Here is a 14798-nt window from a genome sequence, read left to right as displayed (position 1 = left end):
AAAAGAGACGGAAAACCGTCTCTTTTTTAATTATCATATCTAGACACTGATACAATTCTTTGAATATGTAGTGTTAGATATACTATTTCATTACTATTAACGTCATACTTATAGTTATTTACTATATATTCTTTTATCTTCAGTGTACAATTATAAGCTTCAGGATAGCTTTTAATTACCATATTAATAAATTCGTCTTCCGAAGCATTATCCTGATTATTTTCAATTATTCTTTTGGAAAAATATTTTAAATGCGTAAGCAATCTATCATAATTTAAATCATCTTCTTTAAATTCTAATGAAAAATAATATCTTATTATATTTAATATATCTTTAACTATTTTAGTAGATTCTATAGAGTTACTTGTTGATTGGTTTAAGCTTGCATTAATAAAATGTAATGCTATAAATCCAGCTTCATCCTCTGGCAATTCAATTTTTAATTTCCTATTTAAAAATTCTAATGCCCATAATGCTACTTTATATTCTTTCTTATGAACTCTTCTAATTTCATTTAGTAATTCATTTTTTATCATCATATTCTTCTTATATCTTTTTATTGCAAACGCTATATGATCTGATAAAGATATATATATTTGCTTATCAAATTTTGCATTTAATTCTTTACTAGCATGAGATATTATTTCATGAGATAACTGAAAAACTCCATCTGGTATTTGATTTATTAACTTTTTAAATTTATTTCCTAATGTTTTATCATCTAAAACAAATGTTTTTTCAATTTTACTTTCATCCACTTCTTGACCTATTTTTTTATTAAAAGCAATTCCACTTCCTAAAAGGATTATTTCTTTTTTTGTTTTAGGATCTATTGATACAACAACATTATTATTTAATACTTTTTCTATTATCATAAATAATACTCCTATTAATTCCCCTTTTTAAGACTTTAAAATCTCAGTATAAATCACTAAAAATTTTACACCATATTATTACTAATATCCTATATATCTATAACCTTATATTTAAATATACCATATAATTCATTTATTTTTTATTCTTAAAATAAAATTTTTTCTTATTTCTCTTCTATAATATTATAAACAATTAAATGTAAATTCATAAGAAAAACAAAAAAAGACTTAGATAAACTAAGTCTTTGGCAGGGGCAGTAGGATTTGAACCCACAACCAATGGTTTTGGAGACCACTACTCTACCGTTGAGCCATACCCCTTTAACATAAATTATTTTATCAAAAATATATTTCTTTGTCAACTTATAAATAATTAATTAAATGATATTAATAAATATAATAGATACTTATATAGTGTAAAAACGTTTTTATTGCTTGTACAATAAAGAACTTACATCTTTACACTATATGTATCTTTAATTTCTAATTAAATATTAAGCTCTATTTAAGCTCTTGTGCATTTCGATCATTTCAAATGCTAAATCTTTTATAGTTTCTGCGCTTATTAATTGGTCTTCAGCATGCATTATTATTAAAGAGAATTCTAGCTTTTCGCCTGCTGCTTCTTTTTGAATTAATCCAGCATGAGCGTGGTGTCCTTGTAATAAGAATTGTTTAGCTTCTTCTAATTTTTGTTCTGCTAATTCATAATTACCTTGTCTACCTTCTCTTATTGCTTCCATAGCTAAAGATTTACCCATTCCTACATTGCTTATGATTTCAAATGCTACTAATTCTAATTCGTTCATAGTTCTTCTCCTTTAATATACACTAATTCTAGTTACTTAATGTAACTAGAATTAGTATACTATATTCTTACTTATTATTCTATATTTTTATATACTAAACTATTTCTGCATAGTCGTTTGTTTCATTCATTTTCTCTGCTGCTTTGTTAGAAGCAATTACGAATGGTGCATAAAGTAATACGCTCACACCTAAACAAACAAATCCAATTACTAGAGCCATGAAATTACCACCTGTACCTAAGAAAGGTATTAATGGTCCTGGTGTTGTCCAAGGTACTGAATATGCTACTGGAGGTATTAACTCAAATTTAATTGCAAAATATCCTATGAATACATTTGCTACTGGTACTAATACGAATGGTATTAAGAACATTGGGTTTAATACTATTGGTAAACCAAATATTACTGATTCATTGATATTGAATAAACCTGGAGCTAGTGATAATTTTGCGATATCCTTTTGATCTCTTTGTCTACTAAAGATAAATATTGCTATAATTAATCCTAAAGTCATTCCTGATCCACCGTAGTTACCAAATGCATCATATAAAGCCCAAGTGTTTGGATAAGGAGCTCCCCAAGCTGTTCCCATTTCAGAAACGAACTTTAAGTTTGCTGCATTAGCTTCTGCAAATACTACGTCTCTAACTGCTTGTACTGTATTAGGTCCATGAATACCCATAACCCATAGTATATTTGATATAATACCAAATGCAACTACTGACCATATACTATCACCTAATTTAGTTAACGGTGCTTGTAATACGTTATATACTAATGTATGGATTCCGCCACCATCTGTAACTTGTAATATAATATAATTTAATACTGAGAATCCAATTGTAACTATAATAATTGGAAGTAATACTTTAAATGTTCTTGCAACTGCTGGAGGCACTTGCTCTGGCATTTTAATTTCTAACTTTGAAGTCTTTGTAAGTCTTGTTAATATTTCACCTACTAATAATCCTACTATAATTGCAACGAATAAACCTTGTGGTCCCATATAAGTTGTTTGTAAACCACCATCTACTGCTGATGGATAAATTATAAAGAATACTGAAAGTGCAGTTAATCCTGTTAATAAATCATCTCCACCAAGTGATTTTGCAAGGTTTCTAGCTATTAAGAAAACAACTAAAACTGCTAAAATATCAGTTGAACCTTTTAATACTGGTGAGAATATTGCTTGATAATCAGCTAAGTTAGGTATTAATTCACCTAAATTTAATAGATTAGCTATGAATCCATCTGGTGATAATAAAACGAAGTTTAATAAAATCATTAACGAACCAGCCATCGTTAATGGGAATGTTAATATAAATGCGTCTCTTACTGCACATATATGTCTTTGTGCATTTAGTTTTGCCGCTACAGGCACTAGTGCTCTTTCAATAACACTATTAAATTTGTCCATAAAATTCATCTTTAAGTCCCCCTTAATTTTTAATTATAATAAATATTATTTATTATTCTCCAATTTTTGCTATAACTTGTTCTAATATAGCTTTTCCGTTCATTGTTCCGTATAATCTCATATCAATTACATCTACTGGGATTCTTCCGTTTACTAAAGCATCTACTTGTGGTTTTTGGAATCTAACTTGTGGTCCTAATAATACTATGTCTACCTTGTCTATTACTGATGAGCATTCAGATACTGGTAAAGCATTTATTTCTATTTCTAATCCCCTGTCTTTTGCTGCTGCCTTCATTTTGTTTACTAAAAGGCTTGTTGACATTCCAGCTGCACATACTAATAAAATATTTTTCATGATAATTCCTCCTTAAATTTAAACATTTTTTTATTTTTAATTTGATATATTAATTTTTAATTATAAACTCATAAAACTTGACCATTTGTTTCTATTACCTTTTTGTACCAATAGAAACTTTTCTTTTTAAATCGCCTTAAATCCTTTACATTCGACTCGTCTCTATCTACATATACAAATCCATAACGTTTTTGGTAACCATTTAACCAACTTAATAAATCTGTAAAAGACCAAGTACAGTATCCTAATAGTTCAGCTCCATCTGTAATAGCTTCTTGACAAGCTTTTATATGATTTCTTATGTAATCTATTCTATAATCATCATTAACTTGTCCATCTTCTAATCTATCAAACTCTCCCAAACCGTTTTCAGTGATAAGTATAGGTAGCCTATATCTACTATTTATTCTTCTAATACCTATTCTTAATCCTGTAGGATCTATCTCCCAATCCCAATTTGTTGAATCTAGATGAGGATTTTTTACTGTTTTGAAAACACCAGGAACTCCATAATTTTTTGATGTTCCCTTCTTACCTGAAGTATTTATTTCCTCAAAATTACTTATTCCATCTATTTCATTTGCTTCAACAGTTTCACTTCTATAATAGTTGATTCCTATAAAATCAGGTTTTCCTCTTTCTAAAAGTTCAATGTCACCATCTTCGATTTCTGGTGCTACACCTTGTCTCTCATATCTGCTTAAAGTAAATGTTGGATATGTTCCCCAACAATATATATCTAACCACCAGTGACAATTCATATCTTCAGCATTCTCTCTTGCTAGAACATCATCTGTTTTGCAAGTATATGCATAATTAGGTGTAAAAGCAAAGCTTGGCCCAATCATTCCATTAGGTACATATTTTCTAAACGATTCAATCGCTTTTGCATTTGCTAAACTTGCAATGTGATTTGCATTTAGCATTCTCTTATCATCCTTTACCATTGGTGGATGAAGTGCTAATTTATATCCTAATAATATAAATACATTTTGTTCATTTAATGTTATCCAATACTTTACCCTGTCTCCATATCTCTTATAAAGAGTTATGCAATAATTATTGAAGTCATCAATAATCTCTCTTGATTCCCAACCACCATATAAGTCTTGAAGTTTTTGTGGCAAATCCCAATGATATATTGTAATTATTGGTTTAATATCATTTTTTATTAACTCATTTATTAAGTTATCATAAAACTTTAAACCATCTTCATTAACTTGTCCTCTTCCATCTGGAAAGATACGACTCCATGATATTGAAAATCTGTATGCTTTTAATCCCATTTCTTTCATTAAAGCAACATCTTCTTTATATCTGTTATAATGATCAACTGCAATATCACCATTTGTTGATTTATATGTTGTTCCATCTAGCTTACTAAATGTATCCCATATGCTTAAGCCTTTTCCATCTTTGTTAAAGGCACCTTCAACTTGATATGCTGCCGAGGCACTCCCCCATAGAAATCCATCTTTAAATTTATCTAATTCTGAATGAATCACTATCGCTTCACCTCTTTTCCTTCCCTGTGACTATAGTATACTACATAAATTTAAAATTTGTAATCATTTTCAAGTCGTAAAAAACAAGTACAGTTACTTTAAAATTTGTTACTTTTTTGTAACACTTTGTTTTTTTGACATTTTTGCATTAACCTCACTGGAACCTTTTATTTAAAGCTCTTTCAATAATTGTATATACATTTAAAAAATTGTATATAAAAAAAGAAAATACACATTGTTTTGTGTATTTTCTAAAAAATCATATTTATTTATTAGGATATTGTAAATAGTAGTTATATAATCTTTTTCCTATTAATTCAATTATATACAAAACCGGAACTTGAGTACTTATATCATAGTCTTCAACTTTTGCTCGTTGAATATAATAACTTAAATTTATATCTGACATCTTAGCCAAAGTACAATTTTCATTATTAGTTATACTAACAATTGAACTTTTTTCTTTTTTCAACTTATTAACATGATCTATAACCGTCGGTGTTTCACCTGATACAGAAAATACAATTGCTACACTATTTTCATAATGTTTACACTTTGTCGGATAAAAAGGATCATCTAAATAAATAGCAAATTTACCTACTGATGATAAATATCTTGCTGCGTACTTAGCTAATATTCCTGAACCCCCTATTCCAACAAATACTACGCTCTCAGCCCCACTAACAATTTCACAAATTTGTTTTATTTTATTCTTAAAATCTTCTGTCTCTGTTTTCTTTAAAAAGTCAATTAGCATAGCTGTATTATCAGTTAATTGATTACTTTTTCCGTTTTCTATGTATAGCTTTAGCTTAACCTTAAATTCTGAAAATCCATCGCAATTTAACTTTTTACAAAATCTTAAAATTGTAGTAGTAGAAACATGGGCTTCATTTGCTAATTCTCTAATTCTCATATAAATAACTTTTTCACTATTTTTTATTATATAGCTATATAGAGATAATTCTAATTCATTTAAACTTTGAATCTTATCGTGACTAAACATACTTCTACTTCCCCTTTTTTCTTTAGCGTACTTTTTATATTATTGTAATATAATTTTGTTTTTTTGGAAAATACTTATAATAAAAAATCTTATTTATATATTACCCAATATTTATGTGTATATTAATATTATAATTTTTAAGAAAAAATGACAAGTACTAGGAAATTCTTCCTAATTACTTGTCATATCTTTTTTATATTTTATAGTTCTTCGCCTCTAGTCTCAATTATTTCCTTATACCAGTGGAAAGATGCTTTTTTCTTTCTTTCAAGGTTATTTTTATGGTCTACATATATAAATCCATATTGTTTCTTATATCCATTTAACCAGCTTAATAAATCTATAACTGACCAAGCATAATATCCCTTCATATTTATTCCTTCTTGAATAGCCATCTTAACAGCTCTTAAATGCTCTTCAATATATTTTATTCTTGGAATATCTACTATTTCATCTTCAATTATTGGATCTTCATCCCCTAATCCATTTTCAGTGATGTACATCTTAACATCACCGTATCTTTCTTTAAGAAGTCTTAATCCATCTAAGAAACCTTCTGGTGATATTTCCCATCCCCATTTAGTATACTTTTTATCTTCCATCATAACAGTTTTATAAACGCCATCAAATGAAGGATTTCCTGGAGCTCCTGTTGAATTTTCTCTTGTTCTCTCTACATCTTCTTCTACATCATTTTTCATAATTCTTTGAGGTTGATAGTAGTTTAATCCTATAAAATCGTTCTTATCAGCAGAGCTCTTAATTACTGCTAATTCTTCTTCTGTCCAATCTGGAGTAAAGCCTAACTTTTCAATATACTTTACAACATACTCAGGATATTCACCCTTTAATATTGGATCATAGTACCAGTGCATGTCTACTTCTCTAGCATGCATAGTAGCTTTTATATTTTCTGGGTTTTCATCAATACTAAATGCTGGTGAGAATACATGAGTTATACCTATTTCTCCATATTGTTTTAAGCTCTTATATAATTCAATTGATCTAGCATGAGCTGTAAATACATTATGTGTAGCTTGGAAGTATTTCTTGACATCTCCAACTATTGCTGGTGGATGAGCTCCTGCTAAGTATCCTAATCCACAGAATACTACAGTTTCATTAAATGTAATCCAATGTTTAACTCTATCTCCAAAAGCCTTGAAACATACTTCTGCATATTTAACAAATGCATCTACTGTTTCTTTATTTGTCCATCCACCTTTTTCTTCTAAAACTTGTGGTAAATCCCAATGATATAATGTTACAAAAGGAACTATTCCATATTTTAAACATTCATTAATTACATTATTATAGAATTCTAATCCTTTTTCATTTACTTCTCCAACTCCATTTGGAATTATTCTTGGCCAAGAAATTGAAAATCTATAGGATTCTAATCCCATTTCTGCCATAAGTTTTATATCTTCTTTATATCTATGATAGTGATCTACTGCTACATCACCATTTGTTCCTTCAAAAGTTTTTCCTGGTATCTTAGAGAAAACATCCCAGTTAGAAAGGCCTTTTCCGTCTTCATTCCATGCTCCTTCAACCTGATATGATGCTGATGCTGCTCCAAATAAAAAGTCCTTTGGAAATTTCATTTTACTCTCTCCCTTGTTTCTTATTTTTTTACTACTTCATTTTATTGCTTTAATTCTTACTATATATACTTGTCCTAAATTAGGATATTAACTATTTTACATGTATTGTGTAATAAAGTGCACTTGCATATTTTGATTTAGTCTTAAATGATGTCTTTAAATGACCTTCAAGTTCTGATTTTTCTAAATCTGACTCTGCAGTATAAACAACCTTTATTCTATTAGAACCGTCTTTTAAAGTTAATTTAACTTTATCATCTTCATAGTTATCAAAAAACTCTCTTATGAACTTCATTTGAGCTCCATTCATTTCTATTGTATACGTCATAAATAATCACACCTTTTTTCTATTTTATTTCTTTTATTTGATTACATTGTACAACTAAATGCATAAAATTGTAATAGTTTTCAAAGATAATAAAACAAATACCTACTATTTAAAATTTGTTTCTTATTTGTAACATATTGTTTCATACATCTCTAGTAAATAAAAAAAATAAGCTAATATGTATCAGCTTATTTTTCTAAGTTATATATTGTTATTCATAATGAATTTCTTTAAAATTACGGCCTTTATTGCATTATAAGTTATGTTTTCAGGGACTCTTTCTTTTATTGGCTTTAAAGTATTTGCCCCTACTTCTTCTATAGCTTTATCAATAATAGCTTCTTCTTCATCTGTAAAAAAATCACTAAAGTTTATATCAAACCCCAAGTCATTATTATCAGCTAAGTATTGTTCTATATGATTAAATATAGTTTGAATAGTAATACCTCTTTCCTTAGCTACATCCTCAAAACTTATATTTTTTCTTAACATATTAACAGTTGTAACATAAGATTTTTCTTTTATATCACCTTTACTCTTTGTCTCTCTTACTTCTTTAGTTGTAGTATTAAATACAAAGTTTACGTTAATATTATTTTCATTTATATATTTTCTTATAGCTTCCATAAATATTTCGCCATACTTTTCAAGCTTAGCTTTACCAACTCCACTAATATCTAAAAATTGTTCTTCTGTTATTGGCATTCTTGTACTAAACTCTTTTAATGTATTATCACCAAATATAATATATGGAGGTATTTTCTCTTCTGACGCTATCTCCATTCTTATAATTCTCAATATATTAAACAATTCATTATTTTTAGATACTGTTTTCTTAACATTAATTTGTCTTACAAATACTTGTCTTTGACCTTTAACTATTTCTACAGACTTATTGTTTAAAGTAACTACAGGGTACTCTCCCCTATAATTAAGATATCCATAAGATATTAATATATTTATAAATTCAGATAATTTATCTTTAGTGTAATTTTTCATTATATTATAAGTAGATAATTTATCTAACCCTAATTCAATAACCTTCTTATTTGTAGAACCTCTAAGAACATCCACAATCATACCTATTCCATATTTTTGTCCCATTCTATAAGCACATGAAATAACTTTTTGAGCATCTTCTGTTTTATCAACTAACTCACCTTGAGCTTCACAATTGCTGCAATTATTACAATCTTCCTCAACTTCTTCTCCAAAATATTTTAAGATAAATTTTCTATAACATTCTTGGCTATATACAAAATTAATCATCGTTTGTAATTTTGAAAGCTCATTCTCTTTTCTTACAGGATCCACAGTTCCAGCATCTATAATATATCTTTGAGTCTGAACATCTGATGGAGAAAATAACATTATACACTCACTATTTTCTCCGTCTCTTCCAGCTCTACCTATCTCTTGATAATAGCCTTCAATATTTTTAGGCATATTATAGTGAATTACATATCTTATATTAGGTTTATCTATTCCCATTCCGAAGGCATTAGTAGCTATTATAATCTTTGATTTATCATATATAAAATCTTCTTGTGCTCTTTTTCTTTCTTCATCTCCTAATCCAGCATGATACTTTTCAACATCTATACCCTTTTGAATTAGGAAGCTATGAAGGTTATCAACCTCTTTTCTAGTCGCACAATATATAATACCTGATTCATCTTTATTTTTTTCTATATAATCTAATAAATAATTTTTTCTAATTACACCCTTTTCAACTACTATCTTTAAATTTTCTCTATCAAAGCCTGATATAAAAATCTTTGGATTTTTAAGAGTTAATTTTTCTATTATATCTCTTCTTACTTCTTCTGTAGCAGTAGCTGTAAATGCTGTTACTATAGGCCTTTTAGTTAGTAATGAAATAAATCTACTAATTCTCCTATAGCTAACTCTAAAATCATGTCCCCATTGTGATACGCAATGAGCTTCATCTATTGCAATTTGAGATATTTCTATCTGAGTTATCAAAGTTAAAAATTCATTAGACTCTAATCTTTCTGGCGCTACATATAATATCTTTATTTCTCCATTTTTAACTTTTCCTAATATATCATTTATTTCTAAATTACTTAATGATGAATTTATATACGCAGACTGTATCCCTATGTTATTTATACTATCTACTTGGTCTTTCATTAATGAAATAAGAGGTGATATTACTAATGTTATACCATCTAAAAGCATAGCTGGTACCTGATAGCATATAGATTTACCTCCACCAGTTGGCATTATTGTCAATACATCATTACCTTTTAGTATTTCACTAATAATTTCTTCTTGCTTTCCTCTAAAGGAGTTATATCCATAATACTTTTTTAATATCTCTAAAGCTTTCTCCATAGCTATCTCCAATCTATAATCTTTACCTCTTAATTCTATACATAATTTTTATTTTAAAACACTTATATTATATTTTTATAGTGTAATTTACAATAACAAAATTAACATTTTTATTGTCAGTCACATTCATCTAGCTAAATTTAAATTTAGAGCTTTACGCAAAAAAACTAGCAAGCTTCGCTTACTAGTTTCTATTTGGCAGGGGCAGTAGGATTTGAACCCACAACCAATGGTTTTGGAGACCACTACTCTACCGTTGAGCCATACCCCTAAGACATAAGTTATTATATAATATATTTTTATTAAAATCAACATTTTTTATAGTATTTTTTTATAATTCTTTTCTTTTTTCACCTTTTTGGATAAAATAAAAGATAGTTAATAATTAAGAGTTAAAAGTTAAGAGTTAAAAATTTATTATAGTTAAGTTTATTGCTCTCTTACTATTAACTATATACTGGAGGATTTTTTATGATTTTTTCTGTTAATAGCGTTGATCAAACTACTGCTATTGGATTAGAGTTAGGTAAGATTTTAAAATCAGGTGATATAGTATGTTTAACCGGTGATTTAGGAACTGGTAAAACTCACATAACTAAAGGTATAGCTAAAGGTTTAGGAATTGATGACCATATTACTAGTCCTACATTTACTATAGTAAATGAATATGATTCTGGAAGATTAAAATTTTATCACTTTGACGTTTATAGAGTATCTGATCCTGACGAGATATATGCTATAGGTTTTGATGATTATATATTTTCAGATGGTGTTTCAGTAATCGAATGGGCTAATTATATAGAAGATATTTTACCTAATGAATATCTACATATTCATATAGAAAAAGACTTAGATAAAGGTGAAAACTTTAGAAATATTACATTAAAGCCATATGGCGAAAGATATGATTATATAAAGGAGTTAAAAATATGATAGTTTTAAGTATGGATTCTTCATCCTTGGTAACAACTGTTGCTCTTCTTAGAGATGAACATGTACTAGGTGAATTTACTATTAATTTTAAAAGAGAACATTCTGTTATTTTAATGGAAAAAGTAGAAGAACTTCTTAAGGATTGCGAAGTTGATATAAATGATGTTGATGGGTTTGTAGTATCAAAAGGTCCTGGTTCATTTACAGGATTAAGAATTGGCATGGCTACTGTAAAAGGGTTAAGCATGGGAAGTAATAAACCTTATGTTAGCATTTCTAGTTTAGATGCTTTAGCATATTCTCTTATAAACTTCGATGGACTTATATGTCCAATGATGGATGCATTGAGAGATAGTGTATTTACTTGCATTTACAAAAATGTCGATGGCAAATTAACTAAAGTTATAGATTATTCTGCTCTTTCTTTAGAAGAGTTAGCTACTGAAATAAATTCTAAAGGAGAAAAAGTTATATTTACTGGTGATGGTGTTTATAAACACAAGGATTATTTAAAAGAAAATATTCCTAATGCTATATTTGCACCAAACCACTTAAATATTATAAAAGCTTCTTCACTTGGAGAACTTGGAATGATTGAATTAAAGAATGGAAACTTTGATGATAAGAATTCAGCTCCTCTTTACTTAAAGAAACCTCAAGCAGTAAGAGAATTAGAACAAAGGTTGGCTATGAAAAATGAAAATAGATTATAAACTCATGGATAGTTCTCATATTAATGGTGTTTTTGAATTAAGCAAAATATGTTTTAACGTTCCTTGGAGCTTAGATTCTATAACTTATGAAATAGAAAACCCATTAGCAAAATATGTAATTGCCGAAGATTTATCCACAAAGGAAGTAATTGGTTATGCAGGTGTGTGGATAGTTGCTGGTGAAGGTGATATTACTAATATAGCTGTTAATCCATCTTATAGAAAAAAAGGAATAGCTTCTAATCTCTTAATAAAGCTCTTGGAAGTTTGTAAAGAACATAATTGTACAGATATAACATTAGAAGTGAGAACATCTAATATAGCTGCTCAAAATCTTTATAAAAAGTTTAATTTTAAAGAAGAAGGTATAAGAAAAAAGTATTATTCTGATAATGGAGAAGATGCTATTATAATGTGGAAAAGAGATAATTAACCACAAATAACGAATGGCAAATGACAAATTAAAGTAGAAACTTCTACGAGGTTTCAAAAAATAATTTGCCATTTGCCATTTTTACTTTATCATTTACTAAGCTATTTGTTTTTTGCTTTTTCCAAAGTTACTATCAACCTTGAATATTGCAACAGATACCTTTTTATATAAAAGATATGTTATTACTGATACTATTAGAGCTTTTACTCCATTGAAAGGTAATAGCCCTACCGTAATATATTTACTTAATTCTGCTGGATTCATTTTCATTCCATATGCAGGTAATAATAAATATACATTTGCTACAATTCCTAGTACTTCCATAACAAGCCCACCAACTATCATACCGATAATAGCTGTTTTCTTACTCTTGTTTCTATTATAAATCCACGCCGCTGGAACAACTAAAGCTAACCCAACAATAATATTTGCTAATTCTCCAATAAATCCTGTTTGTGTTCCCTTAACTAGGAATCTCAATAATACCTTTAAGATAACTATAGCTCCACCAGCTACTGGACCATAAGCAAATCCACCCATTAAAGCTGGAACTTCACTTAAATCAATTTTTAACCATGGGAATAATGGTATTATTGGAAAATCGAAATACATTAATACAACAGCAATAGCCACCAGCAAAGAAATTTTAATCATTTTGTTTACATTTTTGTTTGAATTATTCATTTTACTCTCCTCCCAAAAGTTATCCTCTGGGGTAATTTGTTAGAATTCAAATTGCTTGTCTTATCTATATTTTGCTTAAATTAAAATTTTTAATACATAAAAACCCTGATGAAAATTCACCAGGGCATAAAAAAACAAGCTAATTAGATTAAATGCAAAAATAGCATCAATTTTTCTAACTTACTACCTTCTTTCATCCAGACTTTACTGTCGGCTTCGGAGTTTCACCGAATCATACTCTTTCGAGCTCGCGGGCTATACCGCCGGTAGGGAATTACACCCTGCCCTGAAGATAATTTTATTAAATTATTATTTCACTTATATTATATTCTCTCATATTACTATTTTCAATAGTTTTTTCAATTTTTTTCTATTTATCTATATCTTTCATTGTTAATGAAATTCTCTTTCTTTTTTCATCAACTTCCATTATTTTAACTTTAATAACATCGCCTACTTTAACTATATCTAATGGATGCTTTACAAATCTATTTGCCATTTGACTTTTATGAACAAGACCATCTTGATGCACTCCAATATCTACAAACGCACCAAAGTCAGATACATTTCTTACCGTACCCATAAGAATCATTCCTGGCGTTAAATCTTTTATATCTACAACACCAGTTTTTAATATTGGTTTTGGCATATCTTCTCTTGGATCTCTACCTGGCTTTTGTAATTCTTTTATAATATCTTTTAAAGTAATTTCTCCAACTTCTAATTCCTTTATTATATTATTTAATCCTTTTTCAGAAACTCTTTCGTTTATATCATCTAATTTTCTATTCTTTAAATCTTCTTTAGTATATCCTAACATTTCAATAAGTTTAGTTGCTACTCCATATGATTCTGGATGAACTGAAGTATTATCTAAAGGTTCTTTGCTTTCCATAACTCTTAAGAAACCAGCACATTGTTCAAATGCCTTTTGACCTAACCTTTTAACCTTTAATAATTCCTTTCTAGAAGTAAATCCACCAACTTCATCTCTATACGCTACAATATTATTAGCTATTGCTGAATTTATACCAGCAACATAAGTTAGTAATGATGGTGTAGCAGTATTTAAATCTACTCCAACTTTATTAACAGAATCCTCAACAACCCCAGTTAACGATTCATCTAATCTTTTAGGGGCAACATCATGTTGATATTGGCCTACTCCTAAAGCTTTTGGCTCTATTTTTACAAGCTCAGCCATTGGATCTTGAAGTCTTCTACCAATCGAAATTGCTCCTCTTATAGTAACGTCTAAATCTGGATACTCCTTAGTTGCAAGCTCTGATGCTGAATATACTGATGCTCCTGATTCGGAAACTATAACATAAACCAATTCCTTGCCTGTTTCTTGTTTAATTTCAGATATCATCTCTGAAATAACTTCCTCTGATTCTCTTGATGCTGTTCCATTACCAAGAGATATTACTTCTACATCATATTTATTTATAAGCTCTTTTAAAATCTTTTTAGTTCCACTTACATCATTCTTAGGTAATGTAGGATATACAGTGGCCTTCTCTAAAAATTTACCAGTAGAATCTAATACAGCTACCTTACATCCTGTTCTAAATCCTGGGTCAAATCCCATGACAACTTTTCCTTTTATAGGTGGCTGCATAAGTAATGACTTTAAATTCTCTTTAAATATTAGGCTCTGTTAGATTAAATTGTTGATATTGTACTCAAAATAGGGTTGTACAAATTACAACCCTATCTAACTATAAACTCTGTTTAGATTCCCTAACAATATTTCTATTGCAAAGGTCTAT

Annotated in this window: 13 protein-coding genes, 2 tRNA genes, 1 pseudogene and 1 riboswitch; of the genes and pseudogenes, 3 read left to right on the top strand and 13 right to left on the bottom strand. The window is 28.6% G+C overall.

All coding sequences use genetic code 11. The annotated features are described in order from the left end of the window. Nucleotides 1–26: 26 nt before the first annotated feature. From H8S10_RS02535 to H8S10_RS02485, 11 genes are all read right to left on the bottom strand, one after another. Nucleotides 27–875 carry a PRD domain-containing protein gene (locus H8S10_RS02535; protein ID WP_186837846.1) on the bottom strand — a complete coding sequence of 283 codons (849 nt, stop codon included), beginning with the start codon at nt 873–875 and terminating at the stop codon, nt 27–29. A gap of 246 nt (nt 876–1121) precedes the next feature. Then, nucleotides 1122–1196: transfer RNA gene (locus H8S10_RS02530), tRNA-Trp, on the bottom strand. A gap of 173 nt (nt 1197–1369) precedes the next feature. After that, entirely contained in the window at nt 1370–1684 is a 315-nt protein-coding gene (locus tag H8S10_RS02525) for a PTS lactose/cellobiose transporter subunit IIA (protein ID WP_032117287.1), read from the bottom strand. A 94-nt stretch (nt 1685–1778) separates the two neighbouring features. Beyond that, entirely contained in the window at nt 1779–3110 is a 1332-nt protein-coding gene (locus H8S10_RS02520) for a PTS sugar transporter subunit IIC (RefSeq protein WP_055265562.1), read from the bottom strand. Nucleotides 3111–3153: 43 nt separating this feature from the next. Further along, nucleotides 3154–3459 carry a PTS sugar transporter subunit IIB gene (locus tag H8S10_RS02515; protein WP_055265564.1) on the bottom strand — a complete coding sequence of 102 codons (306 nt, stop codon included), beginning with the start codon at nt 3457–3459 and terminating at the stop codon, nt 3154–3156. 68 nt (nt 3460–3527) lie between these two features. Beyond that, a complete protein-coding gene (locus tag H8S10_RS02510) occupies nt 3528–4964 on the bottom strand; it encodes a glycoside hydrolase family 1 protein (RefSeq protein WP_186837845.1) in 1437 nt (478 codons plus the stop codon). Between the two features lie 265 nt (nt 4965–5229). Then, nucleotides 5230–5970, bottom strand: a complete 741-nt coding sequence (locus H8S10_RS02505; RefSeq protein WP_186837844.1) for a MurR/RpiR family transcriptional regulator — start codon at nt 5968–5970, stop codon at nt 5230–5232. 200 nt (nt 5971–6170) lie between these two features. Further along, on the bottom strand, nt 6171–7577 hold the full coding sequence (locus tag H8S10_RS02500; RefSeq protein WP_055265573.1) for a GH1 family beta-glucosidase: 1407 nt from the start codon (nt 7575–7577) through the stop codon (nt 6171–6173). A 91-nt stretch (nt 7578–7668) separates the two neighbouring features. Next, nucleotides 7669–7905, bottom strand: coding sequence for a hypothetical protein (locus tag H8S10_RS02495; protein ID WP_055265575.1), 237 nt, complete (start codon nt 7903–7905; stop codon nt 7669–7671). A 201-nt stretch (nt 7906–8106) separates the two neighbouring features. After that, the gene (gene recQ / locus H8S10_RS02490; RefSeq protein ID WP_186837843.1) at nt 8107–10263 is read right to left on the bottom strand and encodes a DNA helicase RecQ; all 2157 of its coding nucleotides are present in this window, start codon (nt 10261–10263) and stop codon (nt 8107–8109) included. Nucleotides 10264–10459: 196 nt separating this feature from the next. Then, nucleotides 10460–10534, bottom strand: a tRNA-Trp gene (locus H8S10_RS02485). Between the two features lie 200 nt (nt 10535–10734). Here H8S10_RS02485 and tsaE point away from each other — a divergent pair. Genes tsaE through rimI form a run of 3 tightly spaced genes read left to right on the top strand, consistent with a single transcriptional unit; the run spans nt 10735 to nt 12342 of the window. Then, complete coding sequence (gene tsaE, locus H8S10_RS02480; RefSeq protein WP_055265579.1) at nt 10735–11196, top strand: tRNA (adenosine(37)-N6)-threonylcarbamoyltransferase complex ATPase subunit type 1 TsaE; 462 nt, start codon at nt 10735–10737, stop codon at nt 11194–11196. Beyond that, the gene (gene tsaB / locus H8S10_RS02475; RefSeq protein WP_186837842.1) at nt 11193–11909 is read left to right on the top strand and encodes a tRNA (adenosine(37)-N6)-threonylcarbamoyltransferase complex dimerization subunit type 1 TsaB; all 717 of its coding nucleotides are present in this window, start codon (nt 11193–11195) and stop codon (nt 11907–11909) included. Before tsaE ends, tsaB begins: the two co-directional genes overlap by 4 nt. Then, complete coding sequence (gene rimI / locus H8S10_RS02470) at nt 11893–12342, top strand: ribosomal protein S18-alanine N-acetyltransferase (protein WP_055265583.1); 450 nt, start codon at nt 11893–11895, stop codon at nt 12340–12342. The genes tsaB and rimI overlap by 17 nt, the downstream gene beginning before the upstream one ends. Nucleotides 12343–12438: 96 nt before the next feature. Here rimI and H8S10_RS02465 read toward each other — a convergent pair whose 3' ends face one another. Further along, entirely contained in the window at nt 12439–13026 is a 588-nt protein-coding gene (locus H8S10_RS02465) for an ECF transporter S component (RefSeq protein ID WP_186837841.1), read from the bottom strand. Nucleotides 13027–13207: 181 nt separating this feature from the next. Beyond that, nucleotides 13208–13324, bottom strand: a riboswitch (FMN riboswitch). A gap of 72 nt (nt 13325–13396) precedes the next feature. Then, a pseudogene (locus H8S10_RS02460) lies at nt 13397–14677 on the bottom strand (helix-hairpin-helix domain-containing protein); the annotation flags it as partial. Nucleotides 14678–14798 lie beyond the last annotated feature (121 nt).

Source organism: Clostridium sp. NSJ-49, assembly GCF_014287725.1.
GTDB classification, from domain to species: Bacteria; Bacillota; Clostridia; order Clostridiales; family Clostridiaceae; genus Clostridium; species Clostridium disporicum_B.
This window is presented reverse-complemented; position numbering and strand designations above follow the sequence as displayed.

Coding starts and splice junctions, on each gene's coding strand:
- H8S10_RS02535 (WP_186837846.1), bottom strand. CDS start 875: ATGATAATAGAAAAAGTATTAAATAATAATGTTGTTGTATCAATAGAT.
- H8S10_RS02525 (WP_032117287.1), bottom strand. CDS start 1,684: ATGAACGAATTAGAATTAGTAGCATTTGAAATCATAAGCAATGTAGGA.
- H8S10_RS02520 (WP_055265562.1), bottom strand. CDS start 3,110: ATGAATTTTATGGACAAATTTAATAGTGTTATTGAAAGAGCACTAGTG.
- H8S10_RS02515 (WP_055265564.1), bottom strand. CDS start 3,459: ATGAAAAATATTTTATTAGTATGTGCAGCTGGAATGTCAACAAGCCTT.
- H8S10_RS02505 (WP_186837844.1), bottom strand. CDS start 5,970: ATGTTTAGTCACGATAAGATTCAAAGTTTAAATGAATTAGAATTATCT.
- H8S10_RS02500 (WP_055265573.1), bottom strand. CDS start 7,577: ATGAAATTTCCAAAGGACTTTTTATTTGGAGCAGCATCAGCATCATAT.
- H8S10_RS02495 (WP_055265575.1), bottom strand. CDS start 7,905: ATGACGTATACAATAGAAATGAATGGAGCTCAAATGAAGTTCATAAGA.
- recQ (WP_186837843.1), bottom strand. CDS start 10,263: ATGGAGAAAGCTTTAGAGATATTAAAAAAGTATTATGGATATAACTCC.
- tsaE (WP_055265579.1), top strand. CDS start 10,735: ATGATTTTTTCTGTTAATAGCGTTGATCAAACTACTGCTATTGGATTA.
- tsaB (WP_186837842.1), top strand. CDS start 11,193: ATGATAGTTTTAAGTATGGATTCTTCATCCTTGGTAACAACTGTTGCT.
- rimI (WP_055265583.1), top strand. CDS start 11,893: ATGAAAATAGATTATAAACTCATGGATAGTTCTCATATTAATGGTGTT.
- H8S10_RS02465 (WP_186837841.1), bottom strand. CDS start 13,026: ATGAATAATTCAAACAAAAATGTAAACAAAATGATTAAAATTTCTTTG.